General features: G+C 72.3%; 21 protein-coding genes. 11 read left to right on the top strand and 10 right to left on the bottom strand.

Translation table 11 applies throughout. The features are described from left to right. Positions 1-53 precede the first annotated feature (53 nt). Both FE251_RS09865 and FE251_RS09860 read left to right on the top strand, forming a co-directional pair. Entirely contained in the window at positions 54-1,115 is a 1,062-nt protein-coding gene (locus tag FE251_RS09865; RefSeq protein ID WP_139948662.1) for a hypothetical protein, read from the top strand. Positions 1,116-1,178: 63 nt separating this feature from the next. Continuing rightward, positions 1,179-1,376 (top strand): DUF5302 domain-containing protein, encoded by a 198-nt coding sequence (locus tag FE251_RS09860; protein ID WP_139948661.1) that lies wholly within the window; start codon positions 1,179-1,181, stop codon positions 1,374-1,376. Positions 1,377-1,379: 3 nt separating this feature from the next. Here the strand turns inward: FE251_RS09860 and mug are convergent, their stop codons facing one another. Then, complete coding sequence (mug, locus tag FE251_RS09855; RefSeq protein ID WP_139948660.1) at positions 1,380-1,934, bottom strand: G/U mismatch-specific DNA glycosylase; 555 nt, start codon at positions 1,932-1,934, stop codon at positions 1,380-1,382. Positions 1,935-2,220: 286 nt separating this feature from the next. Between mug and FE251_RS09850 the strand changes: the two genes are divergently transcribed. Both FE251_RS09850 and FE251_RS09845 read left to right on the top strand, forming a co-directional pair. Further along, positions 2,221-2,748, top strand: a complete 528-nt coding sequence (locus tag FE251_RS09850; RefSeq protein WP_168202704.1) for a CarD family transcriptional regulator — start codon at positions 2,221-2,223, stop codon at positions 2,746-2,748. Between the two features lie 83 nt (positions 2,749-2,831). After that, positions 2,832-4,310, top strand: coding sequence for a UDP-N-acetylmuramoyl-L-alanyl-D-glutamate--2,6-diaminopimelate ligase (locus tag FE251_RS09845; protein WP_139948658.1), 1,479 nt, complete (start codon positions 2,832-2,834; stop codon positions 4,308-4,310). 245 nt (positions 4,311-4,555) lie between these two features. Here FE251_RS09845 and FE251_RS09840 read toward each other — a convergent pair whose 3' ends face one another. The 6 genes from FE251_RS09840 to FE251_RS09815 form a co-directional block, all read right to left on the bottom strand. Further along, positions 4,556-5,953 (bottom strand): GH1 family beta-glucosidase, encoded by a 1,398-nt coding sequence (locus FE251_RS09840; RefSeq protein WP_139948657.1) that lies wholly within the window; start codon positions 5,951-5,953, stop codon positions 4,556-4,558. Then, positions 5,950-8,304, bottom strand: a complete 2,355-nt coding sequence (yicI, locus tag FE251_RS09835; RefSeq protein WP_139948656.1) for an alpha-xylosidase — start codon at positions 8,302-8,304, stop codon at positions 5,950-5,952. The genes FE251_RS09840 and yicI overlap by 4 nt, the downstream gene beginning before the upstream one ends. Beyond that, the gene (locus FE251_RS09830) at positions 8,304-9,203 is read right to left on the bottom strand and encodes a carbohydrate ABC transporter permease (protein WP_139948655.1); all 900 of its coding nucleotides are present in this window, start codon (positions 9,201-9,203) and stop codon (positions 8,304-8,306) included. Before FE251_RS09830 ends, yicI begins: the two co-directional genes overlap by 1 nt. After that, positions 9,203-10,159, bottom strand: a complete 957-nt coding sequence (locus tag FE251_RS09825; RefSeq protein ID WP_139073230.1) for a carbohydrate ABC transporter permease — start codon at positions 10,157-10,159, stop codon at positions 9,203-9,205. The genes FE251_RS09830 and FE251_RS09825 overlap by 1 nt, the downstream gene beginning before the upstream one ends. 70 nt (positions 10,160-10,229) lie before the next feature. Further along, positions 10,230-11,540 carry an ABC transporter substrate-binding protein gene (locus FE251_RS09820; protein WP_139948654.1) on the bottom strand — a complete coding sequence of 437 codons (1,311 nt, stop codon included), beginning with the start codon at positions 11,538-11,540 and terminating at the stop codon, positions 10,230-10,232. A 112-nt stretch (positions 11,541-11,652) separates the two neighbouring features. Beyond that, positions 11,653-12,663 carry a LacI family DNA-binding transcriptional regulator gene (locus FE251_RS09815; protein ID WP_139073231.1) on the bottom strand — a complete coding sequence of 337 codons (1,011 nt, stop codon included), beginning with the start codon at positions 12,661-12,663 and terminating at the stop codon, positions 11,653-11,655. Between the two features lie 239 nt (positions 12,664-12,902). Here FE251_RS09815 and FE251_RS09810 point away from each other — a divergent pair, with 239 nt between their 5' ends. Both FE251_RS09810 and FE251_RS09805 read left to right on the top strand, forming a co-directional pair. Further along, entirely contained in the window at positions 12,903-16,082 is a 3,180-nt protein-coding gene (locus FE251_RS09810) for a glycoside hydrolase family 3 protein (protein ID WP_139948653.1), read from the top strand. 154 nt (positions 16,083-16,236) lie between these two features. Further along, positions 16,237-16,935 carry a hypothetical protein gene (locus FE251_RS09805; RefSeq protein WP_139948652.1) on the top strand — a complete coding sequence of 233 codons (699 nt, stop codon included), beginning with the start codon at positions 16,237-16,239 and terminating at the stop codon, positions 16,933-16,935. 180 nt (positions 16,936-17,115) lie between these two features. Here the strand turns inward: FE251_RS09805 and FE251_RS09800 are convergent, their stop codons facing one another. After that, on the bottom strand, positions 17,116-17,520 hold the full coding sequence (locus FE251_RS09800; RefSeq protein WP_139948651.1) for an arsenate reductase ArsC: 405 nt from the start codon (positions 17,518-17,520) through the stop codon (positions 17,116-17,118). 41 nt (positions 17,521-17,561) lie between these two features. Next, on the bottom strand, positions 17,562-18,953 hold the full coding sequence (locus FE251_RS09795) for an FAD-dependent oxidoreductase (protein ID WP_230976388.1): 1,392 nt from the start codon (positions 18,951-18,953) through the stop codon (positions 17,562-17,564). Between the two features lie 103 nt (positions 18,954-19,056). Here FE251_RS09795 and FE251_RS09790 point away from each other — a divergent pair, with 103 nt between their 5' ends. Continuing rightward, positions 19,057-19,434: an ArsR/SmtB family transcription factor gene (locus FE251_RS09790; RefSeq protein ID WP_139948649.1), complete on the top strand. Its 378-nt coding sequence runs from the start codon at positions 19,057-19,059 to the stop codon at positions 19,432-19,434. A gap of 3 nt (positions 19,435-19,437) precedes the next feature. On the opposite strand, the gene FE251_RS09785 is transcribed toward FE251_RS09790, so the two are convergent. Further along, positions 19,438-20,208 carry a DeoR/GlpR family DNA-binding transcription regulator gene (locus FE251_RS09785; protein ID WP_139071091.1) on the bottom strand — a complete coding sequence of 257 codons (771 nt, stop codon included), beginning with the start codon at positions 20,206-20,208 and terminating at the stop codon, positions 19,438-19,440. Positions 20,209-20,356: 148 nt separating this feature from the next. On the opposite strand from FE251_RS09785, the gene FE251_RS09780 reads away from it, so the two are divergent. Genes FE251_RS09780 through FE251_RS09765 form a run of 4 tightly spaced genes read left to right on the top strand, consistent with a single transcriptional unit; the run spans position 20,357 to position 25,606 of the window. Further along, positions 20,357-21,772, top strand: a complete 1,416-nt coding sequence (locus FE251_RS09780; RefSeq protein WP_456237467.1) for an FGGY family carbohydrate kinase — start codon at positions 20,357-20,359, stop codon at positions 21,770-21,772. A 3-nt stretch (positions 21,773-21,775) separates the two neighbouring features. After that, the gene (locus FE251_RS09775) at positions 21,776-22,969 is read left to right on the top strand and encodes an ethanolamine utilization protein EutH (protein ID WP_139948647.1); all 1,194 of its coding nucleotides are present in this window, start codon (positions 21,776-21,778) and stop codon (positions 22,967-22,969) included. Further along, complete coding sequence (locus FE251_RS09770) at positions 22,969-24,360, top strand: NAD(P)/FAD-dependent oxidoreductase (protein ID WP_139948646.1); 1,392 nt, start codon at positions 22,969-22,971, stop codon at positions 24,358-24,360. Before FE251_RS09775 ends, FE251_RS09770 begins: the two co-directional genes overlap by 1 nt. Further along, positions 24,353-25,606, top strand: coding sequence for an NAD(P)/FAD-dependent oxidoreductase (locus FE251_RS09765; protein WP_139948645.1), 1,254 nt, complete (start codon positions 24,353-24,355; stop codon positions 25,604-25,606). Before FE251_RS09770 ends, FE251_RS09765 begins: the two co-directional genes overlap by 8 nt. Positions 25,607-25,611 lie beyond the last annotated feature (5 nt).

Raw genomic sequence — 25,611 nt, 5'->3', positions numbered from 1 at the left:
GCGATCCGCGTCGTCGGCGAGCCACGTCCGCGGGTTCCTGCCACGCTACCGGCGTGGCAGACACGGACGACGACGCAGCCCTCGCCGGCATCGCGCGCGACCTCTACGCGCTGCTCCCGGCGGAGTTCGTCACCGCCCGCAACTCACGCGCCGCCGAGGTACGACGCGCGGGCGAGCGCGCCCTCGCGACCCGCGTCAAGGTGCTGCCCAAGCCGTCGGTCCCCGCCTGGGCGGTGGGTCTCGTCGCCCGGGAGGAGCCCGACGACCTCGACACCCTCGGTGAGCTCGGCGCCGAGCTACGGGTGGCCCAGGCCTCGGCGAACCCCCTCGAGCTGCGCGCGCTCGGCAAGCGCCGCCGTCAGCTCGCCGCGGCGCTCACCCGCACCGCAGCGCGCCTGGCCGAGGAGCGCGGCGTTCCGCTCTCGGCGGCCGCGCAGGAGCAGGTCGAGCTCACCTGGCAGGCCGTCGTCATCGAGCCGGCGGCCGAGCGCGCCGTCCGCAGCCTGCTCCTCGTGCGCACGCTCGCACCCGGCGACCTCGGCGGCGTCGCCCTCGACGGCGCCCTCGCCGTCCCCGTCGAGGGCGTCACGATCGACGAGGACGACGCCGCCGACGACCAGCCCGCAGCCCCGCCCCGCCGTCGGGCGGCCACCGCGAGGACGTCCCGCGGCGACGACGAAGGACAAGGGCGCCGGACCGGTGCGCAAGGCGCGCGGGCAGCCAGGGCCAGAGCGACGGGCGGGAAGCAGCGACCGACCGTCGTCGAGCCGCCGGAGCGCGAGGCCGACGAGGGCTCGGCCCGCGACGACGCTCGCGAGACCCGCCGCGCCGAGCGGGACCTGCGCGCCCGGGAGCGCGTCGCGGAGCAGGCGCGGGCGGACCGCGAGGAGGCGCAGGAGGAGCTCGCGCGGGTCGAGGCGCGCGTGCTCCAGGTCGCGACGCGCGCCGAGGAGCTGCGCCGGGAGCTCGAGAACGTCGAGGAGGAGCTCGAGGAGCTGGACGAGGAGCGCGCCGCAGCCCAGGAGGAGCGGGAGGACGCCGAGGACCGCGAGGCCACTGCCCTGCGCGCGGTGGAGGAGGCGCGCGGGCGTCTCGCCGGCCTCGCGGGGGAGTAAAGGTTGGCCCCAGGGCCCCGCACCGGGCAGGCTGGCGCTATCGACAACGAAGGAGGTCCCGCAATGGACGAGACCACGCCCAGCGCGCCGGAGGCGGCCAAGGACGCCGCAGTGACGGCGAAGGACAAGATGCGCGAGTCGCTCGAGCGCAAGAAGGCTCGGGAGCACGTCGCCAACCAGTCCCGCCCCAACGACGGCTCCGTGCACGGCAGCCAGGTCAACGGTGGCGGCAAGCGCACCTTCCGGCGCAAGTCGGGCTGAGACTCAGCCCTCGACGGCGAGCCGCAGCTCGCCGAAGGCCGCGGCGAGCTGGGGCGGAGTGACGTGGGCGTTGAGCCCGCTCGGGTTGGGCAGCACCCACACCCGCGTCCGCCCCAGCCGCTCCGGCTGCTCCCCGTACGTCGCACGCGGCCGGTCGAAGGCCGTGCGGTAGGCGGTCACCCCGAGGACGGCGAGCCACTGCGGCTCATAGGTCACGACGTCGTCGACCAGCCGCCGTCCCCCGGCGTGCAGCTCCTCGGCGGAGAGCTCGGCCGCGGTCGCCGAGGCGCGCTCCACGACGTTCGTCAGCCCCAGTCCCAGGGCGAGCAGCTCCTCCTGCTCGGCGGGCGCGAGCTGCCGCGGGGTGAAGCCCGAGCGGTGCAGCGCCGGCCAGAACCGGTTCCCCGGCCGGGCGAAGTGGTGGCCGGTCCAGGCCGAGTACAGCCCCGGGTTGATCCCGCAGAACAGCACGCGCAGCCCTGGGGCGAGGAGCGTCGGCAGGGTGCGGTCCGCCGCGGCGGCGAGCTCATCGCGGGTGGGGCGACCGTGGGCGGGCACGGGACGACCCTATGTGACGTCCACCGGTGAAGATCGTCGATGGTCACGCGGAAATGTGACGTGTTCCATTGGTGTAGATTTCTTGCGATTCCTGTGGGATGATGGTAAATGCTGGCTCGCGGAGGTCGGGCGCGTTCACCGGATGTGGACTGCGAATTCCTCCGGGTCCTCGGCCCCGTTCGAGAATGGTCCGCAAGGTCCGGAATCGTGCGGAGCGGATGAATCGAGGCAGGCGTCGGCCCCCGCCGACGACGAGCGTGGTGTTACTTTCTTCGAAGGGTACGCATTGAATTTCTCCGCCGGTCAGGTCGTCGTTCATCCGCATCACGGTCCCGCCACGGTCAAGAAGATTTTCACTCGTTCCATCAGAGGTGAGCTCAGGAGCTATATCCGGCTCGCCGTCCCGCAGGCCGACCTCGAGGTCTCGATCCCCGTCGACCAGGCGGAGGAGATCGGTGTCCGCTCCGTCGTCGACGCGGCCGGCGTCCGGGAGGTCGTCTCGGTCCTGCTCGACGAGAGCGAGGACTACGAGAAGGTCTGGGCACGCCGGATCAAGGCCAACGCCGAGCGGCTGCGCACGGGCAACCTGCGCACGGTCGCCGGTCTCATCCGCGACCTCACCCGGCAGAACGAGGAGAAGCGCCTCGCCTTCGGTGAGACCAAGCTCCTGCGTGACGCGATGGCTCCGTTCGTCGCCGAGCTGTCCATCGTCCTGGACATGCCGGCCAAGGACGTCGAGGCCATCGTCGTGGCCGCCGTCGTCGAGGGCGTGCGCCCCGAGCTGCCGGAGCTTGAGCTCGCCACCGCGAGCTGAACGTCCGCCACGAGGCCGACGACGCACCCGTGCGTCGTCGGCCTCGTGCGTGCCCGCCCCAGCGCGACCTAGGCTTGGTGCCCATGAGACTCGGTGACCTCGCTTCCGCGCTGGACCTCGCTGCCCCTGCCGGGGCCGAGGAGATCGAGGTGCGCGGCGCCACGCACCAGGCCGACTGGGCGCGCCCCGGGGACGTGTTCGTCGCGGTCCGCGGCGCGCGCGCCGACGGGCACCGGTTCATCGCCGACGCCGTCGCGCGCGGCGCCGTCGCCGTCCTCGGCGAGGGCCTGCCCGACGACGTCACCTGCCCCGTCCCGTACCTGCGCGTCCCCTCCGCCCGGGCGGCCCTCGCCGACGCCGCGGCGACGCTCGCGGGGCACCCGAGCCGCGGGCTCACGGTGCTCGGCGTCACCGGCACCGACGGCAAGACGACGACGTCGTCTCTCGCGCGGCACCTCCTGCGCAGCGCCGGCCGCCCCACCGGCCTGCTGTCGACCGTCGGCTACGAGCTGCCCGACGGCGTGCTGCGCCAGCCGCCCGCCCACTTCACCACCCCCGAGGCGCCGCAGGTGCAGCAGATCCTGCGCGACATGGTCGACGCCGGTGCGACGCACGCCGTCGTCGAGGCCTCGAGCCACGCGCTGGCCCTGGACCGGGTGCGGGGCGTCGACTTCGACGTCGCCATCTGGACCAACCTCACCGGGGAGCACCTCGACTTCCACGGGACGATGGAGCAGTACTTCGCCGACAAGGCGCTGCTCGTGCAGCGCGCCCGCCACGCCGTCCTCAACGCCGACGACGCGTGGACCGAGCAGCTCATCCCGATGGCGGCGAGCCACGTCACCTACAGCGCCGAGGGCCGCCCGGCGGACTGGTGGGCCTCCGACGTCGTCGAGGGCGCGGACGACCTGCGCTTCACCGTGCACGGCCCGGACGGCACCGTCCAGGCCACGCTGCCGATGATCGGTCGCTTCAACGTCGCCAACGCGCTCGCCGCGATGGCGGGCGTCCACGCCACCGGGGTCGGGCTCGCGGAGCTGGTCGCCGGCCTCGCGACGTTCCCGGGCGTCGCCGGCCGGATGGAGATGGCCGACCGCGGCGCGGACGACCCGCGCGTCATCATCGACTTCGCGCACACGCCGCCGAGCCTGGAGAAGGCCCTGGAGACGGTGCGGGTGACCACCGACGGACGGCTGTGGGTGGTGCTCGGCTCCGCCGGCGGGCCGCGCGACCCCTCCAAGCGGGCACCCCTCGGTGAGGTCGCGACCCGCCTGGCCGACGTCGCCGTCTTCACCGAGGAGGACCACCGCGACACGCCGCTGGTGGAGATCCTGGACGAGATGGAGCGCGGCGCGCGGGAGGCCGGACGGAGCAACTTCCGCAGCATCGGCGACCGGCGCGAGGCGATCCGCCACGCCGTCACCGAGGCGGGTCCGCAGGACACCGTCGTGCTCGCGGGGAAGGGTCCGGAGGAGACGCTCGAGCGGGACACCGAGACCATCGCCTGGGACGAGATGGCCGAGGCCCACGCCGCCCTGGCCCTGCGCCACCGCGCGGACTGAGGACGCCCGGACAGAACTCCGCTCTCACGCGGAACCCCGCTCACGCCCGGACAGAACTCCGCTCTCGCGCGCAAGTCCGCTCTCGCGCGCAACTCCGCTCTCGCGCGCAAGTCCGCTCTCGCGCGGAAGTCGGCTCTCGCGCGGAAGTCGGCTCTCGCGCGGAAGTCGGCTGTCGCGCGGAAGTCGGCTGTCGGCGGGGAGGAGGGGAGGCCACCCCCTCCCCGCCGACAGCGGGATCCTGCGCGTCAGTCCAGGCGGCGGGTCCTGCCGAGGTCGGCGAACCACAGGGCGCTGTCCTTGGGGATCCGCTCGAGCGTCTCGTAGTCCACCCGGACGATCCCGAACCGCTTGGAGTACCCGTAGCCCCACTCGAAGTTGTCGAGCAGGGACCACACGAAGTACCCGCGCACGTCCGCGCCCGCGTCGACGGCGTCGAGCACCGCCCCGACGTGGTCGCGGACGTAGGCCACCCGCTTCTCGTCGTGCACCGCCAGCCCGCCCGGCTGCGAGGCGTCGGGCACCACCTCGTCGGCGAACGCCGCACCGTTCTCGGTGATCATGAGCGGCAGGTCCGGGTACCTCCGGTGCAGGTCCAGGAGCAGCTCGGTGAGGCCGGCAGGCTCGATGTTCCAGCCCATCTCCGTGTAGGGGCCGGGCTGCGGCGGGAACTCCACCCGTTCGGCGCCCGGCCACGGGGAGGCAGCCGCCCCCTTGTGCCCGTCGGCCGTGAGGCGCTCGGAGCGACCGTCCCACAGCCGCACGGCGGTGGTGGAGTAGTAGTTGACGCCGAGCACGTCGATCGGCTGGTGGATCGCCTCGGCGTCCCCGTCGCGCACGAAGGCCCAGTCGGTCACCGAGGCGGTGTCCTCGATGACGTCGGTCGGGTACCCGCCCTCGAGCATCGGCTGGAGGAACACCCGGTTGGCGAGGCCGTCGATCTGGCGCACGGCGTCGTCCTCGCCCCGCAGGACGTGGAAGTTCAGCGTCACCGAGTAGTCCGGGTCCCCGGACACCTCGCTGCGCAGCGCCTGCAGTGCCAGGCCGTGGCCGAGGTTGAGGTGGTGGACGGCGGCCAGGGCAGCCGCGTGCTCGGTGCGGCCGGGCGCGTGCGCCCCGGAGGCGTAGCCCAGGTAGGCGCTGCACCACGGCTCGTTGAGGGTGGTCCAGGTGGACACCCGGTCCCCGAGCCGCTTGCCCATGATCGCGGCGTAGTCCGCGAACGCGGAGGCGGTGTCGCGCGCCGGCCAGCCGCCGTTGTCCTCCAGGGCCTGCGGCAGGTCCCAGTGGTAGAGCGTGGCCACCGGGCGGATGCCGCGCTCGAGCAGGCCGTCGACCAGCCGGTCGTAGAAGTCGAGCCCGGCGGTGTTGGCCTCACCGCGCCCGGTCGGCTGGATCCGTGGCCACGCCACGGAGAACCGGTAGGCCTGCAGCCCGAGCTCGGCCATGAGGTCGAGGTCCTGGTCGAAGCGGTGGTAGTGGTCGCAGGCGACGTCCCCGGTGTCCCCGTTCCACACCCGGCCGGGGGTGTGGCTGAAGGTGTCCCAGATGCTCGGGCCGCGCCCGTCCTCCCGGGCCGCGCCCTCCACCTGGTAGGACGCCGTGGCCGAGCCGAGGACGAACCCCTCGGGCAGCGCGCGGGTCATCGGGCCACCTCCAGTCGGACGGTGCCGTCGGTGGCGGGCACGGCCTCGCCGCCGGCGAGCCGGGCCCGGAAGGCCGTGGCCGGGGTGGCGGTCACGCTCACGCCGTCCTCACCGTGCACGACGGCGAAGCGCACCTCGGTCCCGTCCAGCGGGTTGGTCACGCGCACCTCGCGGTCCTCCTCACCGGGGTAGACGGTGACGAGCGCGTCGGCGGTGTAGTTCCGCTCGGTGTCGGTCGCGCCCGGCGTGGTGACGAGCACGGCCCCCTCGCGCACCCACAGGGGCACGGAGGAGAAGTCGTGGACCTCGCGCCGCCAGGTGGCGCCGTCGGCCACCTCGCCGGTGAGGAGGTTGGTCCACCGGCCCGCGGGCAGGTAGTACTCGACGTCGCCCTCGGCGGAGAAGACCGGCGCGACGAGCAGGTCCGGGCCGAGGAGGTACTGCCGGTCGAGGTGGTCGCACGCAGGGTCGCCGGGGAAGGCGAGCTGCATCGGGCGCATGACCGGCAGACCGCGCTCGTGAGCCGCGCGGCCCGCCTCGTAGAGGTAGGGCATGAGCTCGGCCTTGAGCCGGGCGAAGCGACGGGTGACCTCGACGGCGCTCTGGCCCGGCTCCTCCTCACCGGTGTCGAAAAGCCACGGCACCCGGTAGCTCTGGGAACCGTGCAGCCGCGAGTGGGAGGAGAGCAGGCCGAAGGCCACCCACCGCTTGAACACGGCCGGGTCGGGGCTGCCCTCGAAGCCGCCGATGTCGTGGCTCCAGAACCCGAAGCCGGACATCGACATCGACAGCCCGCCGCGCAGCGACTCGGCCATCGACGGGAAGGAGGAGGAGTTGTCCCCGCCCCAGTGCACCGGCATCCGCTGCCCGCCGGTGGTGGCGGATCGGGCGAAGAGCACGGCCTGGCCGTGTCCGCGCTCCTCCTCGATGACGGAGAAGACGGCCTCGTTGTACAGCTGGGTGTACCAGTTGTGCATGAGGTAGGGGTCCGAGCCGTCGTGCCACACGACGTCCACGGGGATGCGCTCGCCGAAGTCGGTCTTGATCGCGTCGATGCCCTGGCGCAGGAGGGTGCGGATCTTCTCCTGGAACCAGGCGGTGGCCGCCGGGTTGGTGAAGTCGACCAGGCCCATGCCGGCCTGCCACATGTCCCACTGCCAGATGCTGCCGTCGGGCCGCTTGACGAGGTAGCCGGCCGCGGCCGCCTCGTCGAAGGTGCGGGTCCGCTGGGCGATGTAGGGGTTGACCCAGGCGCTGGTGCGCAGCCCGCGCTCGTGGAGGCGGGCGAGCATGCCCTCGGGGTCGGGGAAGGTGCGCGCGTCCCACTCGAAGCTCGTCCAGTCGAACTCGCGCATCCAGAAGCAGTCGAAGTGGAAGACGCTGAGCGGGATCTCGCGCTGCGCCATCCCGTCGATGAAGTGGTTGACGGTGGCCTCGTCGTAGTCGGTGGTGAACGACGTCGAGAGCCACAGCCCGTAGGACCACGCCGGCACCTGGGCCGGGCGCCCGGTGAGCCGGGTGTAGCGCTCGAGCACCTCAGCGGGCGTGGGCCCGTAGATGACGAGGTACTCCAGGTGCTCACCGGGCACGGAGAACTGGACCTGCTCGACGGCCTCGCTGCCCACCTCGAAGGACACGTGCTCGGGGTGGTTGACGAGCACGCCGTAGCCGCGGTTGGTGAGGTAGAACGGCACGTTCTTGTAGGCGAGCTCGGAGGACGTGCCGCCGTCGGCGTTCCACACGTCCACCGTCTGCCCGTTCTTGACGAACGGCCCGAACCGCTCGCCGAGCCCGTAGACGAGCTCGCCGACGTCGAGGGAGAGCTGGGTGTGCACGTACGTCGACGCCGGGGCCAGGCCGGTCGTCGTCACGCCGGCGACGCCGGTCGGCTCGGCGGGCACCGGCGCGCCCTCGGCGAGCCGGACGTACCCCACGGACTTGTGGCCGGAGCGGGTGAGCACCCGCTCCGCGTCCGCGAAGCTGAGGTCCCACGGCGCACCGCGGCGGATGCGCGCCTGGAGCGGGCCGGCGTCGAGCACGCCGCCGTCGTCGTCAACCTCCGCCCGGCCGTGGCCGGTCTGCGCCCCGACGAGGTCGAAGCCGTGCCGGTCGAGCGCTCCCTTGTGGTGCTCGACCCGGACGCGCACCACGCCCTCGAGGGGGCTGGAGAGCGTCACGGTGAGCAGCGCCCGGTTGAGCGTGTCGCCGCGGCCGGTGATGACCTTGGTGGGGGCGTGGACGACGAGCTCGTCGCCGTCGGGGGAGTGGTGGGCGGTGACGTCGTAGGCCTCGGCAGCGTACTGCGCATCGACGCCTGGCCGGTTGTGCCAGAACCCGTCGGTGAACTTCATTACTTGACTGCTCCTGCGGTGATGCCCCGGGTGAGGGTGCGTTGGAAGATGAGGAAGAAGATGAGGGTGGGGATGAGGCCGAGCAGCGCCGAGGCACTCGTCGTCGTCACGTCCATGAGCCGGTCACCCTGGAGCGCGGTGATCGCCACCGGGACCGTCTGGTTGGCGTTGGAGACGAGGAACGTCAGCGGGATGAGGAACTCGTTCCACGTCCAGATGAAGAAGAAGATGAGCAGGACCGAGAGCGTGGGCCGGGAGATCGGGTAGACCACCCGCCACAGGACCCGCCACCGGCCGGCGCCGTCGAGCGAGGCGGCCTCGAGCAGCTCCTTGGGGAAGGTGCTGTAGACGGAGGCGAGCAGGTAGGTGCCGAAGGCGCTCTGGATGACGGTGAAGATGATGATGACGGCCCACACGTTGTCGTAGAGGCCGGCCTCCCGGAACATGAAGTACAGCGGGTAGAGCAGCACCTCCTGCGGCAGCATGTTCGCGAGCAGGATGAGGATGACGATCCACATCCGCCCCTTGATCCGCCCGATGCCCAGGGCGAAGGCGTTGAACATCGACAGCAGCACCGCGAGCACGGCGACGGTGCCGGAGATGAAGAAGCTGTTCCACACCTTCTGCGGGAAGTTCACCCGCTCCCAGAACGCGGAGATCCCGTCGGTGTAGATCTCGGCGGGCAGGGCCAGCGGTCCGCTCGTCGCGTAGTCCGTCGGCGACTTGAAGGAGTTGATGACGATGAGGATGAACGGGAAGGCGATGAACAGGCCGATGAGGACGGCGACGGCGAGCACCGCCCAGTCCCCGGCCGTGCGCGTGGTACCCGGTCCGCGTCCGGCCGGCGTGCGGCGGCGGCGCTCGGGCTTCGTGGGAGCGTGGACGTCGGCGGCGGCCATCAGCGTCCCTCCTCTCGGCGCTCGAGGCGCGACTGCACGGTGACGAAGACGACGGACACGACGGCGACGACGGCGGTGAGCGCCGTGGCGATGGTCGCGCCGTAGCCCACCTGCTGCGCCTGGAAGAACTGGCTGTAGGCGTAGTACGACGGGACGATGGTCGAGGTGCCGGGGCCGCCGCCGGTGAGGGCGTAGACCGGGCCGAACACCTTGAGCGCGGCGATGGTGCAGGTGAGGACGACGACGAAGATCTCGGGGCGGATCATGCCGACGGTGATGGCGCGGAAACGCTGGAACCAGCCCGCGCCGTCGAGCTCGGCGGCCTCGTAGAGCTCGGGGTCCACCCGCTGGAGCGCCGCCATGAAGATGACGATGGGGTAGCCGATCTGCACCCACACGAGGACGACCATGAGACTCGGCATCGCGGTGTCCGGGCTGCCCAGCCAGTTGTGCGCGAGGGAGCCCAGCCCGATGCTCTCGAGGATGGTGTTGAGCGCGCCGTCCTGTGGGCGCAGGATCCAGCCGATGACGATGGCGGCGATGACCGTGGGCAGGATCTGGGGCAGGTAGTAGGTGGCGCGCAGGAAGCTCGCGATCCGGCCGCCGAACTTCTTGCCGATGAGGTCGAAGAGCATGGCGGCGAGCACGAGGCCGAGCAGCGTCGGCACGATGACCATCGCCGCGATCATCGCCAGGGAGTTCTGGAAGGAGGTCCAGAAGGTCGCGTCGGCGAACAGCCGCTCCCAGTTCTCCAGCCCGATCCACTCCGGGGGCCGGATGCCCCGGTAGGACGTGAAGGTGAGGTAGATGTTCCAGACCAGCGGGACGATGATGACGATCGTCAGCAGCGTGAGGCCCGGCACGAGGTAGAGCCAGTACGTACGCCTGTTGGTCTTGGGGATGAGCGGGCCGCCGGGACGCGCCTTGCGCGCGACGGGCGGGACTGCACTCGCCATGAGGGGCTCCTTTCCTGGACGACGAGGTCGGTGGCCGGGTGCCGCCGGAGGGCGGCACCCGGCCGCTCGGTCAGCCGACGATGTCCGCGATGCCGGCCTGGTACTGCTGGCCGAGCTGCTCCTGGACCTCGGCCGGCGACTTCGTGCCGTTGAGGAGCTCCTGGAGGCCCGCGTTGAGCTCGTCGTAGAAGGTGGGCGTCGGCCAGTCGGGGTAGAAGGCGATGCCGTCACGCTCGTTGAGCGTGTTGAAGTTGGCGATGAGCTCGGCGCTGCCCTCGTCCTCGATGTCGGCCGGGTCGGCCGCGACGGGCACGCCGCCGCTGTTGCCCATGAGCGCCTGGATCTCCGGGCGCATGGTGATGTCGATGAACTGCTCGGCGAGCTCGGCGTTCTGCGCGCGCTCGGGGATCACCCACATGTTGCCGGCGGAGCCGGGGGACATGCCCTCACCGGGGAAGAGGAAGCTGCCCCACTCGAAGTCGATCTCGGTGTTGAAGCGTCCGTGCCACCAGCTGCCGGAGAAGAAGATCGGGTTGGTGCCGTTGATGAAGGCGACGCCGGCGTCCTCGGCCGCGAGGCCGGTCGCGTCGGTGGAGATGTAGCCCTTGTCGGTCCAGTCGGCGATCGTCTCGGTGGCGAAGGTGACCTCCGGGCCCTGCCAGTCGACGTCGCTCGTGTAGAGCTGGTAGGAGTCGACCCACTCGCGGTCGGCCCCGGTGAGGGCGAGCTGGTACCAGAGCTGGCCGAGCGGGTACTCGGCGGCGGCCTCGGCCAGCGGCGTCACGCCCTGGTCGGCGAACGTCTGGAGGACCTGCTCGAACTCCTCCAGCGTGGTGGGCACCTCGACGCCGGCCTCGGCGAACATGTCCTTGTTGTAGTAGACCTGGACGAACTCGCCGTAGGTGGGCACGCCGTACCAGCTGCCCGAGCCCATGATGCCGCGCTCGTCGTAGCGGGCGGTGGTCTGCAGGGCCGGGGCGAGCATGTCGTCCCACCCGTACTCGGCGACGGCGTCGTCCAGCGGCCGCAGGAGGCCCTGGCTGGAGAGCAGGCCGGCCGTGGCGTTGCCCTTGTTGTACTCCAGGACGTCGGGCGCCTGGTCGGAGTTGAGCACCTGGCTGGCGGTCTGGCGGATCTGCTCGAAGCTGCGCTCCTCGAACTCCACGGTCGCGCCGGTCTCCTCCTCGAAGACGCGCATCGCCTCCTCCCAGGCGACGCCCATGGCGCTGTCCGGGTTCTCGAAGTGCCAGACGCGCAGGACATCGTCGCTGCCACCGTCCCCGGCGGCGCCGTCCTCGCCGTCGGAGCCGCCGCACGCGCTGAGGAGCAGTGCGGCCGACAGGGCTGTGGCGGCTGTGACTGTGAGCTTCTTGGACTTCATCGTTCCTGCCTCTCTCCTGGCCGCGGGGCGCGGCCGTCCGGTGCCGTCGAGAGCCTGGCGAAGCGCTTCGACGACGGGTGGGTGGTGCTATGGTTGCGGATTCGGTTGTGTACTAGCGCCGGGGCGCGGTGGACCCGCGCTCGACGTAGGTCGGGGGGATGAGCTCCACGCGCGGCCCGGCGTCGCCGGTGATCTGGGCGATGGTGAGCTCGACGGCGCGGGAGCAGCTCTGCTCGGCGATGAGGGGGACGGTGTCGAGCGGAGGGGTGAACGTCGAGGTGTCGAAGGTCGCGGCCGCCGAGATCACCGAGACGTCGCCGGGGACGGAGAGGCCCTGCTCGCGCAGGACGTCCAGGGCCCGCATCTGCACGGTGTCCTCGCCGTGCATGACGAGACCGGTGAGGTCGCGGTCGGGACCGAGGAGCCGGTCCATCGCGGAGCGGACGCTGGCGATGGTGCGCTCGGGCATGGCGAACCGTGCCTGCAGGCCGCGGCGGGCGGCGTGCGCGAGGAAGGCGTCGCGGAAGCGCAGGGTGAAGTTCGAGCCGCGCTCGTAGACCGACTCCGGGTGGCCGAGCAGGCCGACGACCTCGTGGCCGGCGTCGGCGAGTCGGTCGACGGCGAGCTCTGCGGCGGCGCCGAAGTCGAGGTCGACGCAGGCCAGGCCGTCGGTGTCGTCCGGGATCCCGACGAGCGCCGCGGGCACGCCCATCGACCGCACGAGCTCGGCGCGCTCGTCCTGCGCGAGGACGTCCAGGACGATGATCCCGTCGACGATCCGGCTCGTCGTCACCCGCTGGAGGCCGCCGAGCGACTCGTCCTGGGTGAGCAGGAGGACGTCGTAGTCGTAGGCGCGGGCGGCGGTCGCCGTCGCGAGCACGAACGCCATGTGGGCGGGGGTGTAGGTGTCCGGGCGGACCGGTTCGGTGACGGCCAGGATGTAGGTGCGCCGGCCGGCCAGGGCGCGGGCGCCGGCGTTGGGGGTGTAGCCGAGCTCGGCGATCGCGGCCTCGACCCGCTGGCGGGTCTTCTCGCCGATCGGTCGCTTGCCGCTGAGCGCGTAGGAGACGGTGCTGATCGACACCCCGGCGACGCGTGCGACGTCGTTGATGGTGGCAGCCATTGACACTCTCCGGTCTGTGTAGAAGCGCTTCGATGAGATGGCGAGACCATACGCCCGCGCTCGACCAGGCCGCAAGCCCCGTTCGCCGTGTTTCGGCCGGTTCCTTGACCCGGAGGTGACCTGGTTCATAGTCTGGAAGCGTTTCGACGAGCGAAACGCTTCGACGGTGTCGTCGAGCCCGGGCGCAGTGGCCCGGCGGGGGCGCCGCGGAAGGACACGACACACAGGGGGAACGTGCCATGACGTTGTCGGACCAGATGCCCGGGCGCCGCCGGAGACGGCTCGCCGCAGGAGTCGCGGGCTCGCTCGGCGCGCTGCTGCTCGCCGCGGCGGTGCCGCCGGCCGGCGCGGCGGTCGAGGACCCGCCCTTCCGCGACCCGGCCCTGCCGCTGGAGGAGCGGGTCGAGGACCTCGTCTCCCGTCTCACGCTGGAGGAGAAGGTCTCCCTCATGCACCAGTGGCAGCCGGAGATCGAGCGGCTCGGGCTGCCCGCCTTCCGCACCGGCACCGAGGCGCTCCACGGCGTCGCCTGGCTCGGGGAGGCCACGGTGTTCCCGCAGGCGATCGGCCTGGGCAGCACGTGGGACACCGAGCTGCTCGGCCGCGTCGGTGAGGTCGTCGGCACCGAGGCGCGCGGCTTCCACCACCTCGACCCGGACTACCACGGCCTCAACCTGTGGGCGCCCGTCGTCGACCTCCTCCGTGACCCGCGCGCCGGGCGCAACGAGGAGGGCTACTCCGAGGACGCGCTCCACACCGGGCGGATGTCCACCGCGTACGCCTCCGGCATCCAGGGCGACGACGTCACCTACCTGCGGGCGGCGCCGATGCTCAAGCACTTCATCGGCTACAACAACGAGGCCGAGCGCGACCGGACGAACTCCAGCCTCCCGCCGCGCACGCTCCACGAGTACTGGCTCCCGGCGTTCGAGGAGGCGCTGTCCGCCGGTGCCGCGAACGGGATGATGGCGTCCTACAACCTCGTCAACGGGCGGCCGGCGCACCTGTCCCCGCTCATCGAGCACGCCCGCACGTGGAGCGAGGAGGAGCTCCTCGTCGTGTCCGACGCCTACGCGCCGGGCAACGTCGTCGACGCCCAGGGCTACTACGACACGCACCCCGAGAGCCACGCCGCACTCGTCCGCGCCGGCGTCGACAGCTTCACCGACCGCGGGGAGGACCCCTCCTTCACCGTCGGCCACCTCACCGACGCGCTCGCCCAGGGGCTGCTCACCGAGGAGGACCTCGACGACGCGCTGCGGCACATGCTCCCGGTGCGCTTCCGGCTCGGTGACTTCGACCCGCCGGGCCTCAACCCCTACGAGGACATCACCGACGACGTCATCAACGCCCCGGAGCACCAGGAGCTCGCCCACGAGGCGGCGCTCGCCCAGATGGTGCTGCTCGAGAACGACGCCGACCTGCTCCCGCTCGACGACGCCGGGAGCGTCGCCGTCGTCGGCCCGCTGAGCGACACGCTCTACGAGGACTGGTACTCCGGGACCATGCCCTACCGGGTGACGGCACTCGACGGCCTCACCGAGCGCCTCGGCGCGGACAGCGTGACGACGAGCGAGGGCGTGGACTCCGTCGCGCTGCGGGTCGCCGCGACCGGTGCCTACCTCACCGCGCCCAGCGACGCCGACGGCGGGCAGCTCACCGCCGGGCCGGACACGGCCGGGCCGGCCGAGACGATGGCGCTGTTCGACTGGGGGCAGGGCGTGTACGCGCTGCGGACCGAGGCGAACGGCAAGTACCTCTCGCGCGGCTGGGACGACGTCGTGCGCAACGACCAGCACCAGCCCAACGGCTGGGAGGTGCGCGAGACGTTCAACCTCGAGGAGGCGGAGGACGGCAGCGTCATCGTCCGCAACGTGCAGAACCGGCGCTACCTCTCGGTGGGTGCGGACGGCGGCGTCACGGCCGCGGCCGACGCGGCCGGCGCCACGCGCTTCGTCCTCGAGACGCTCACGGAGGGCACCGAGGAGGCCGTCGCCGCCGCGGCGGCGGCCGACACCGCCGTCGTCGTCGTGGGGAACAACCCCTACATCAACGGGCGCGAGACGCAGGACAGGGCCGACCTCGCGCTCTCCCCGGCGCAGCAGGAGCTCGTCGCGGCGGTGACGGAGGCGAACGAGGACGTCGTCGTCGTGCTCATGACGAGCTACCCGGTGACCCTGCCGCAGGACCTGACGACGGTGCTGTGGACCTCGCACGCCGGGCAGGAGACGGGGACCGCGCTGGCCGACGTGCTGCTCGGGGACGTCTCACCCGCGGGACGCCTCACCCAGACGTGGTACCGGACGGTGGACGACCTGCCCGAGAGCATCCTCGAGTACGACATCAGCCAGGCGGGCACCACCTACCAGCACTTCACGGGCGAACCGCTCTACCCGTTCGGGCACGGCCTGACGTACACGCAGTTCGAGTACTCCGACGTGCGAATCCCCGCGCAGGCGGCGGCCGAGGTGGCGCCGGACGGGACGGTCGAGGTGTCCGTGGACGTGACGAACACCGGGGAGCGGGACAGCGACGAGGTGGTCCAGCTGTACACGCGCACGCTCGACGCGCCGGTGGACCAGCCGCTGCAGACGCTGCGGGACTTCGCGCGGGTGCACGTGCCGGCGGGGGAGACCCGCACCGTGACGTTCTCGCTGCCGGTCGCGGATCTCGCGTACTGGGACGTGGAGACGGACGCGGAGGTGGTCGCGCCCGGACGGTACGACGTGCTCGTCGGTCCGTCCTCGCAGGACGTGCGCTCCTCCACCCAGGTGGTCGTGGGCGGTGAGGCCGTGCCGCGGGAGCGTGACCTCACCGACGGGGAGGACGCCGTGGACTTCGACTCCTACGAGGGCGTCGAGGTCGTCGACCGGTCGAGGACCGCAGGGGACAGCGCCGGCGTGGGCGCCGGGGACTGGCTGGCGTTCCATGACGTGCGGTTCTCCCCGGCGCAGGAGCGCTCCTTCGAGGCGTCGGTCGCGCGCGAGGCCGCAGGACCGGGGGCCGTCGAGGTCCGGCTCGGTGCGCCGGACGGGGAGCTGCTGGCCACGCTCGACGTGCCGAGCACGGGCGACCGGTATGCCTACGAGACCGTCTCCGCGCCGCTCGCCGACCTCGAGGCGGGGGTCCACGACCTCTACCTCGTCGCCGCGGACGATGCGCGGCTGGCGACGGTCCGGCTCGTCGAGACGCCGCTCGCGGCCCCCGCGCCCGGTCCGACGACCCCCGGTGAGCCGGGCGACCCGACCGCCGGGCCCACTGACGACCCGACCGCTGCGCCGGCGCCCACCGGCCCGGCCGCCGACCGGCTCCCGACGACCGGCGTCGACGGCGGCCCGCTCCTGGCTGCCCTCGGCCTCCTGGTTGCCGGCGGGCTGACCCTGGCGCTGCGCCGCCGCCTGGGCGGCGGGGCTGCTTGACCGTGTGGGCGGGGGCTCCTGCCATCGCAGGGGCCCCCGCTCGCACCGGGGCCGGGGCGGCCCGCCGCTCTCACCCCGGAGCGGACTGCGCACGCCGTCTGCCGGCCACCTGAACCGGCCCGCGGGCGGACGCACCGCCCCTAGCCTGTGGGCCATGTACGAGGGGACGACGACGTCGGCGGGCGCCACGCCGCTCACGGACGTGCGACAGTCCGGCGTCGTCGGTCTCGTGGTGCGGGTGGCCGTGGGGATCGGCCTGGTGCTGGGCTGGGTGCAGCTGGCGAGCATGCCGGTGTTCGCCTCCGTCGAGGACCTCGTGGCAGACCTCGAACGCGGCGCCGTCACCCGCGTCACGCTGGAGAGACCCACGGTCGACGCCGACGCGAGCGGTCTGTTCGAGGTCGTGTGGGACAGGAGTGGTCGGCCGGGCCGGGCGAGCTACCTGTACGAGTCCACGTCGGTAGGGTCGGGTCCCGTCATCGTCGTCGACGAGGCGGACCGGATCAGGGCGGCGGCGGAGCTCTCGCCGTCGTCCGTCGAGATCGTCGAGGTCGATGCCCTGCGGTCGGAGTCGGGGACGACCTGGCGGCTCCACGGGATCGCGTGGCTCGGGGCGCTCCTCGTCCTCGTCGTCGGGCCGCGGCCTCGGCTGGCCACGACGTGGGCCTGGTTCTGGTTCATGTACCTCCTACCGCCCGCGGCAGTGGCGTTCCTCGTTCTCGAGCCGGTCCCGCTGTGGCGCCGGGACGCCGCCGCACGTACGCCGCTGCTCACCGGAGGATGGGCGCTGCTCCTCGCGCTGGCGTGCGCCGAGGGCTTCGCGGCGACGCCGTTCGGGAAGCTGTTCGCCTAGGGACGCCGGTGGCGCGGTCTGCTGTGGCGCGGAAGTCTGCTGTCGTGCGGAAGTCTGCTGTCGGCACGAAGTCCGCTGTCGCGCGGAAGTCGGCTGTCGCGCGGAAGTCGGCTGTCGCGGGGGGGGGGGGGGGGGGGGGGGGGGGGGAGGAGGAGGAGGAGGAGCTCGGGGAGGGGCGGGTCAGGTGGGGAGGAGCTCGGTGAGGAGGTGCTCGATGCGGCGGCGGATGTCGTCGCGGACCTCGCGGACCTTCTCGATCGGCTGCCCGGCCGGGTCGTCGAGCTCCCAGTCCTCGTAGCGCACGCCGGGGACGAACGGGCAGGCGTCCCCGCAGCCCATGGTGACGACGACGTCGGACGCCTCGACGGCGTCGGCGGTGAGGACCTTCGGCCGCTGTGCGGTGATGTCGATGCCCACCTCCGCCATGGCCTCGACCGCCACCGGGTTGAGCGTCTCGGCAGGTGCAGACCCCGCCGAGCGGACCTCGACTCTGCCGCCGGACAGGGCGGAGAGGAAGCCCGCGGCCATCTGCGAGCGTCCGGCGTTGTGGACGCAGACGAACATGACGCTGGGGCGGGTGGGCACGTGGCCTCCGGGCGCAGGCGCGGGGATCTCGTCCGACGGTCTCACGAGGCCGTCCGTCCGTGGCGCAGCCCGGTGGGGAAGCCGATGAGCTCGGGCTCGGGCGACGACCCGCAGCAACCGTCGGACGGGTCCGCGACCGCGCGCCCGTCGTCGTCGAGCAGGGGCGGAAGGCTGGAGCAGACGCCCGTCTCGGGGAGGTCGAGCAGGACGGCACGCGCCGCGTCGTCGTCTCCGGCGAGGTGCGCCGCGACGGAGCGGACCTGCTCGTAGCCGGTCGCGAGGAGGAAGGTGGGCGCCCGGCCGTAGGACTTCGCCCCGACGACGAAGAAGCCCGGTTCGGCGGGATGGGCGAGGACGTCGGCGCCGTGGGCCGGCACGGTGCCGCACGAGTGGTGCTCGGGGTCGATGAGCGGGGCGAGCCGGGCGGGCGCCTCGACGGCGGGGTCGAGGTCCAGGCGCAGCTCGCGCAGCGGCTCGAGGTGCGGCCGGAAGCCGGTCGCCCCGGCGACGGCGTCGACGACGAGGTCGCGCGGACCGCCCGGGCCGTCGAGCGTGACCGTGAGGGCGCCGTCGCCGGTGGGGGCGAGGCACGTGACCGAGGTCGAGGTGAGGAGGTCGACGTCGCCGGCCGAGACCGCCTGCCGGAGCCGGGTGCCGAGCACGCCGCGCTCAGGGAGCTCGTCAGCCTTCCCGCCGCCGTACGCCCGGGCGGGGGAGGCGCCTCGCACGACCCAGGTGATCCGGGTGCCCGGCGCGGTCCGCGCGAGGTCGACGAGGCTGAGGAGGGTGTTGGCGGCCGAGTGCCCAGCACCCACGACGAGTACCCGGCGGCCCGCCACGCGCTCACGGTCCGCGCCCAGGACGTCGGGCAGCGGGCCGAGCAGGAAGGGGCCGGCCTGGTCCTCGCCCGGGGCGGGCAGCCCGGCGGAGCCGAGCGGGTTGGCGTGGCCCCACGTCCCGGAGGCGTCGAGGACGGCGCGGGCCAGGTGGTCCACCAGTGCGTCGCCGACGACGGTCCGCACGAGGAAGGGCCGGTCCGCGCGCCCGGCGCCGTGCGTCTTGTCCGCGCCGACGCGGCTCACGCCGACCACGCGCGCGCCGGTGACGATCCGGTGGCGCAGTGCGGGCGTTGCCGCCAGCGGCGCGAGGTAGTCCTCGACGAGCTCGGCCCCGGTCGGCAGGCGCGTCGGGCGCGGGGCCTGCCAACCGGTGGGCTCGAGCAGGCGCGCGGCGGCCGCGTCGACGTCGTACTGCCAGGGGGAGAACAGCCGGATGTGGGACCAGTCGCGGACCGAGGCGCCCACCGCGTCCCCTGCCTCGAGCACCAGCGGCTCCAGGCCCTGTTCGAGGAGGTGGGCCGCAGCCGCGAGGCCGACGGGCCCGGCGCCGATGACGACGACGGGCAGGTCGGGGGTGTGCAGGGGGTGTGACACGGGAGCTCCAGGCCTCGGGATCTGTTCCATCGAGCGACGTCGATGCACTACGAGGATGGCGCGATGTATCGATAACTGTCAATACGTGTGCGACGATGGTGGCATGGACGCCCTGCCCCTCGTCGACGTCACCGCGAACGCCGCGTGCTGCAGCCCGCTGGCCCGCACCCCGCTGGCCGCGGAGGACGCCGAGCGGCTCGCCGGCATGTTCAAGGCGGTGGCCGACCCGGCGCGCCTGCGCCTCCTGTCGCTCATCGCGAGTCACGACGGCGGGGAGGCGTGCGTCTGCGACCTCACCGAGCCGCTCGCCCTCTCCCAACCCACGGTCTCGCACCATCTCAAGACCCTCACCGGGGCCGGGCTGATCACTCGCGAGCAGCGCGGCCGGTGGGCGTACTACGCGGTCGTCCCCGCGGCGCTCGACGCGCTCGGCGGCGTCCTCACCACGCGGCACCGGGCGGCGGACGCCAGCTGCTGCTGACCGTCAGCGGACCGGCGCGCGGACCGCGCCGCCGGCGGCGCGGATCGCGTTGTGCAGACCGTCGGGCGGGGCGAGGTCGGTGACGAGCCCGTTGACGTCGTACCAGTCACCGATCGCGTAGCGGCCGACGACCCCGTGCTTGGAGGAGTCGGCGAGAATGTAGGAACGCTCGCTGTTGCGCGCGACGGTCCGCTTGATCTCGACGTCGTCGAAGTCGAAGTCGGTGGCGCCCACGGAGGCGTCGACCCCTCCGCAGCTGAGCAGGGCGACGTCGAAGTGCATCGCCTGGATGAACCTGTGCGTGGCGGTGCCGGACAACGACCACTCACCGCGCCGCAGCCGACCGGGCGCGAGGAGGAGGTCGGCCTCGGGGCCCTTGGCCACCTCGGTCGCGACGAGGAGCGAGTGGCTGACGACGGTGCCCCGGAAGGTGAGGGCCAGGGCGCGGGCGGCGGCGTGCGCCGTCGTCCCGACGTCGATGAACACCGTCTGCCCGTCGGCGACGAGGTCGGCCGCGAGTTCGCCGACGGTGCGCTTCGCCTCGGCATGGATGACCGCGCGCTCCTCGAACGACGGCTCGGAGCCGCGCTGCCGCGTCAGGGTGACCGCCCCGCCGTAGACCCGCCGCAGCAGCCCGTCCTGCTCGAGCTGGATGAGGTCGCGCCGGATCGTCTCGGGCGAGACCCGCAGTGCCCGGGCGAGGTCCATCGTCGAGACGGAGGCGGCGGACTGGAGAGCCTTGGTGATGTGCCGGTGGCGCTGCTGGGCGAGCACGTGTCATGTCCTCCTGGTAAGACGCGAACCCCACAAGAATCCACGCTACTTGATCGGAAGTCCACATGCGCACAGACTCCTCCACATCCGGCTTGTCCGGAATGGCAGCCGGCCAGGACGGCCGCGCTGGAGACAGAAAGGTTGCGCAGTGGCAATTCTTGCTTTGGATCAGGGGACGTCAGGATCGAAGGCGATCGTGGTCGACGAGGACGGGATCCACGCCGTCGTCGAGAACCCGATCCACCCGCAGTACCTCCCCGGCGGGGCTGTGGAGCAGGACCCGATAGAGCTGTACCGCTCGGTCGTCGAGGCGGGCACGGAGGCCGTGGCGAAGGCCGGCAAGCCGATCGAGGGCGTGTCGCTCGCCAACCAGGGCGAGACGATCCTCGCGTGGGATCCCGAGACCGGGGAGCCGCTCACCCAGTGCATCGTGTGGCAGGACCGCCGGTCGGAGGTCGTCGTCGAGCGACTGCGTGAGCACGCCGAGGAGATCCATCAGCGCACCGGGCTGGTCCTCGACTCCTACTTCACCGCACCGAAGATGGTGTGGCTGCGCGAGAACTGCACGCGCGAGGGCGTCGTGACGACGACGGACACGTGGATGCTCCACCGGCTCACCGGCGAGTTCGTCACCGACGTGTCCACCGCCTCGCGCTCCCTCCTGTTCAACGTCGACGACGTCGCGTGGGACCCGCGGCTCATCGAGATCTTCGGCCTGCAGGACGAGCGTCTCCCGCGGGCGGTGGCGTGCGACGAGATCGTCGGGATGACGACGGTGTTCGGCGGGGAGATCCCCGTCGGCGGGCTCATCGTCGACCAGCAGGCCGCCCTGTTCGCCGAGAGGTGCCTCGAGCGTGGACAGGCCAAGTGCACCTACGGCACCGGTGCCTTCATCCTCGTGAACATGGGGGACTCGGCGCCCCGCTTCGACAACGGGCTGACGACGTCGGTCGCGTGGCAGCTGCGCGGCCGCACGACGTACTGCTCGGACGGGCAGGTCTACACCGCCGCGTCCGCCGTCCGCTGGATGCAGGAGATGGGCATCGTCGAGGGCGCGGCGGAGATGGACCAGATCGCCGCACCGGACCCGGGCGGCGTCATCTGCGCCCCGAGCTTCGCGGGCCTCGCCGCGCCGTGGTGGAAGCCCGACGCAGGGGCGTTCATCGCCGGGATGAAGCTCGCCACCGGCAAGCCGGAGATCGTCCGCGCCGTCCTGGACGGGATCGCCTGCCAGATTGCCGAGCTCTCCGACCTCACGCGCGAGGAGCTGGGCGCCCCGCTGACCAGGCTGCGGGTCGACGGCGGCCTGACCAAGAGCGTCACGCTCATGCAGTCGCAGGCGGACATGCTCCAGGCGCCGATCGAGACCTACCCGTCGGCCCACGCCACCGCCCTCGGAACCGCGGCGTGCATGCGCCTCGCGCTGGACCCGGAGCTCGCCGTCGAGGACGGACCCTACGAGTGGGAGGCGGAGGCCAGCTACGAGCCGAGGCGCACCGCAGCCGACGTCACCGTCTACCGCACGGCGTGGCGCAACGCCGTCGACGCCACCCTGGAGATCTGACCCATGAGCATCAACGAAGTCATCGTCGTCGTCATGGCGGTATTCCTCGTCATCGGCGGCATCGACCGCGCGATCGGAAACCGCTTCGGCCTCGGGCAGCAGTTCGAGGAGGGCCTCAACACCTTCGGCCCGCTGGCCCTGTCGATGGTCGGGATGATCTCCCTCGCCCCGATCCTCTCCAAGGTCCTCAACCCGATCGTCGTCCCCCTCTACGAGCTCCTCGGCGCGGACCCGGCGATGTTCGCCGGCACCCTGCTCGCCAACGACATGGGCGGGTACCACCTCGCCGTCGAGATGGCGCAGAGCGAGGAGGCCGGCCTGCTCGCCGGCGCCATCCTCGCCGCCATGCTCGGCTGCACCGTCGTGTTCACCATCCCGGTGGGTCTGGGCATCATCTCCGAGGAGAACCGCCCCTACTTCGCCAACGGCGTGCTCGTCGGTGTCGTCACCATCCCGTTCGGCGTGCTCGTCGGCGGGCTGGTGGCCGGGTACCCCCTCCCGATGATCCTCGCGAACCTCGTCCCGATCGTCCTGGCGGCGGTCCTCATCGCCATCGGGCTGTGGAAGTTCCCGGGGGCCATGACCACCGGGTTCCTCGCGTTCGGCAAGTTCCTCGTCGCGATCATCTCCCTCGCACTGGCCGTCGGCGCCTTCGAGTTCCTCACCGGCTGGCAGGTCATGCCGGTGGGCTGGGAGCTGGCCCCGGTGATGGAGGGCCTGGAGATCGTCGCCCAGATCTGCCTCTTCCTCATGGGCGCGTTCCCGCTCATGTACCTCATCACCAAGGTGGCGGCGAAGCCGCTCGGCGCGTTCGGGCGCATGCTCGGGATGAACGAGGTCGCCTCCGGCGGTCTCATCGTCTCCATGGCCAACGCCATCCCGACGTTCGGGCTCATGTCGAAGATGGACAAGCGCGGGATCTTCATCAACACCGCGTGGGCGGTCTCCGCGATGGCGATCCTCGGGGACCACCTCGGCTTCACCGCCGGCGTGGCGCCGGAGATGATCACCCCGATGATCGTCGGGAAGCTCGCCGCCGCCGTCTCCGCCACCGTCCTCGCCTACGTGATCGCGACCAAGCGGTACCCGGCCCACGAGGCCGCCGCCGAGACGCGAGTCGCGCGGGAGACCGTGGACGCCAACATCGAGTCCGGTGGCAGCGTCACCGCGCCGGACGCCCGAGGGAAGGACGCCTGATGGGCCTCGCGTCGTACGACATCGTCGTGGTCGGAGCCGGCGTCGTCGGGGCCGCGATCGCCCGGGACCTCGCCGGGACCAACCACTCGGTGGCCGTCGTCGACAGCCGCGACGACGTCGGGGAGGGGACGAGCAAGGCCAACACCGCCATCCTCCACACCGGGTACGACGCGACGCCCGGCACCCTCGAGGCGCGGCTCGTGGCGCGCGGCTACCACCTCCTCAAGGAGTACTGCGCCCAGGCCGCGATCGGGGTGCGTTACACGGGGGCCGTGCTCGTCGCGTGGGACGAGGAGCAGGCCGGATCCCTGCCGGGCCTGCAGGCCAAGGCCGCGGCGAACGGCTACCACCAGACCTCCCTCATCTCCGCCGAGGAGGTCTACGCCCAGCTGCCCAGCCTCGGCCCCGGCGTCACCGGTGGGCTCCTCGTCCCCGACGAGGCGGTCATCGACGCCTGGACGGTGCCGCTCGCGTTCGCCACGGAGGCGGTCCAGCGCGGTGCGACGTTCCTGCGGGAGCACCGGGTGACGGGGGTGGAGGTCGGCCCGGAGAGGACGACCGTCCGGACCGACCGGGGCGACCTCAGCGCCCGCTGGGTGGTCAACGCCGCCGGGCTCGGTGGCGACGTCATCGACGCGATGTTCGGCTACGACCGGCTGCGGGTCCACCCGCGCAAGGGCGAGCTGCTCGTCTACGACAAGCTCGCCGCAGGGCTCGTGGACAGGATCGTCCTCGCCGCGCCGTCGAAGGTGGGCAAGGGCGTCCTCATCAGCCCGACCATCTTCGGCAACGTCATGCTCGGCCCGACCGCCGACGACATGGAGGACAAGACCGACACGTCGACGACGGAGCCGGGCTTCGAGTTCCTCCTCGAGAAGGGCCGGCGGATCATGCCGGCGCTGCTCGACGAGGAGGTCACCGCCTCCTACGCGGGCCTGCGGGCGGCGAACAACCAGAGCGACTACCTCATCGACGTCGACGCCGAGCAGCGCTACGTCATCGCCGGGGCGATCCGCTCCACGGGTCTGACCTCGGCACCTGCGGTGGCGGAGTACGTCCGCGAGCTGCTCGCGGACACCGACCTGGACGTGACGCTGCGGGGGGACCTGCCGCTGCCGCCCGTCATGCCGCCGCTCGGTGAGCACCAGCAGCGCCCCCACGCCGACGACGCGCTCATCCGTCACGACGGCGCGTACGGCGAGGTCGTGTGCTTCTGCGAGCGCGTCACCCGCGGGGAGATCCGGGACGCGATGACCTCGACCGTCCCGCCCGGGTCCCTGCAAGGACTGAGGCGGCGGACCCGGGTGATGAACGGACGGTGCCAGGCGTTCTTCTGCGGCGCCGCGGTGAAGAAGCTGTACGAGAGCTACGAGGAGCAGGGCCATGAGTGAGTCGCCGACCGTCCTCACCCCCACGGTCGCCGTCATCGGCGGAGGCCCGGCCGGACTGAGCGCGGCAAAGAGGCTCGCCCGCGCCGTCGACGGCGAGGTGCTCGTGCTCGAGCGGGAGCGCGAGGCCGGGGGGATCCCGCGGCACGCCGACCACCGGGGCTACGGCATCCGCGACCGTCGGCGGTTCATGTCCGGGCCCGCGTATGCGAAGGCGCTCGTGGCGGAGGCCGAGCGAGCGGGCGCGCGCATCGTGACCCGGGCGATGGTCACCGGCTGGGCGGACGAGCGGACGCTCGCAGTGACGACGCCGCACGGGCTGGTCCACGTCCGGCCGGACGTGTTCTGCTTCGCGACCGGCGCACGGGAGCGGCCGCGCGCCGCGCGGCTCATCCCCGGCACCCGGCCGGCGGGGGTGCTCACGACGGGGCAGCTGCAGAACCTCGTGCACGTCAACCACGAGAAGGTGGGGACGCGGGCCGTCGTCGTCGGCGCCGAGCTGGTGAGTTGGTCCGCGGTGATGACGCTCGCCGAGGCCGGTTGCCGCACCGAGGCGCTGGTCACCGAGCAGCCGAAGGGGGAGTCGTACTGGCTGTTTCGCGAGCCGGGCAGGCTGTGGTTCCGTACGCGCGTCGTCACGGGCTCGCGGGTGGTCGCGATCCACGGTCGGCCGCGTGTCACCGGGGTGGAGGTGGAGGACGTCGGCACCGGTAAGCGCCGGGTCATCGCCTGCGACACCGTCGTCTTCACCGGCGACTGGATCGCCGACCACGAGCTGCTCCGGATGGCGGGCGTGGAGATGGACGGGGCGAGCACCGGCCCGGTGGTCGACACCGCAATGCGCACGTCCCGGGACGGGGTGTTCGCCGTCGGGAACGTCAACCACCCCGTCGAGACGGCCGACGTCGTCGCGCTCGAGGGGGAGGCCGTCGCCGAGCGCATCCTCGAGCACCTGCGCGGTGAGCGGCAGCCTGCTGGGACCGTGCGGCTGACCGTCGCGAGCCCCCTGCGCTGGGTCACGCCGGCACGGTACGCACCGGACGGGCCCCCGCCCGCGCGCGGACGCCTCGTGGCGTGGGTCGACCGGTTCGTCGCATGGCCGGTGGTCACGGTCGAGCAGGACGGCCGCGAGGTGGCGCGTCGCCGGCTGTGGTGGCCGGCCGCGCCCGGGCGGGCGTTCCGGATCCCGTCGACCCTCCTGAGGGACGTCGACGCGACCGGCGGGGACGTGCGGATCTCCGTCGGCTGACAGAG

This window comes from Georgenia wutianyii (genome assembly GCF_006349365.1).
In the GTDB taxonomy this organism is placed as follows: Bacteria; Actinomycetota; Actinomycetes; order Actinomycetales; family Actinomycetaceae; genus Oceanitalea; species Oceanitalea wutianyii.
Note: the sequence above shows the minus strand (reverse complement) of the source record. Positions and strands in the feature narration are given on the sequence as shown.

Excerpts from the sequence above, each read along its gene's own strand:
- FE251_RS09860 (WP_139948661.1), top strand. The coding sequence starts at position 1,179 with ATGGACGAGACCACGCCCAGCGCGCCGGAGGCGGCCAAGGACGCCGCA.
- FE251_RS09845 (WP_139948658.1), top strand. The coding sequence starts at position 2,832 with ATGAGACTCGGTGACCTCGCTTCCGCGCTGGACCTCGCTGCCCCTGCC.
- FE251_RS09840 (WP_139948657.1), bottom strand. The coding sequence starts at position 5,953 with ATGACCCGCGCGCTGCCCGAGGGGTTCGTCCTCGGCTCGGCCACGGCG.
- yicI (WP_139948656.1), bottom strand. The coding sequence starts at position 8,304 with ATGAAGTTCACCGACGGGTTCTGGCACAACCGGCCAGGCGTCGATGCG.
- FE251_RS09830 (WP_139948655.1), bottom strand. The coding sequence starts at position 9,203 with ATGGCCGCCGCCGACGTCCACGCTCCCACGAAGCCCGAGCGCCGCCGC.
- FE251_RS09825 (WP_139073230.1), bottom strand. The coding sequence starts at position 10,159 with ATGGCGAGTGCAGTCCCGCCCGTCGCGCGCAAGGCGCGTCCCGGCGGC.
- FE251_RS09820 (WP_139948654.1), bottom strand. The coding sequence starts at position 11,540 with ATGAAGTCCAAGAAGCTCACAGTCACAGCCGCCACAGCCCTGTCGGCC.
- FE251_RS09815 (WP_139073231.1), bottom strand. The coding sequence starts at position 12,663 with ATGGCTGCCACCATCAACGACGTCGCACGCGTCGCCGGGGTGTCGATC.
- FE251_RS09810 (WP_139948653.1), top strand. The coding sequence starts at position 12,903 with ATGACGTTGTCGGACCAGATGCCCGGGCGCCGCCGGAGACGGCTCGCC.
- FE251_RS09805 (WP_139948652.1), top strand. The coding sequence starts at position 16,237 with ATGTACGAGGGGACGACGACGTCGGCGGGCGCCACGCCGCTCACGGAC.
- FE251_RS09790 (WP_139948649.1), top strand. The coding sequence starts at position 19,057 with ATGGACGCCCTGCCCCTCGTCGACGTCACCGCGAACGCCGCGTGCTGC.
- FE251_RS09775 (WP_139948647.1), top strand. The coding sequence starts at position 21,776 with ATGAGCATCAACGAAGTCATCGTCGTCGTCATGGCGGTATTCCTCGTC.
- FE251_RS09770 (WP_139948646.1), top strand. The coding sequence starts at position 22,969 with ATGGGCCTCGCGTCGTACGACATCGTCGTGGTCGGAGCCGGCGTCGTC.
- FE251_RS09765 (WP_139948645.1), top strand. The coding sequence starts at position 24,353 with ATGAGTGAGTCGCCGACCGTCCTCACCCCCACGGTCGCCGTCATCGGC.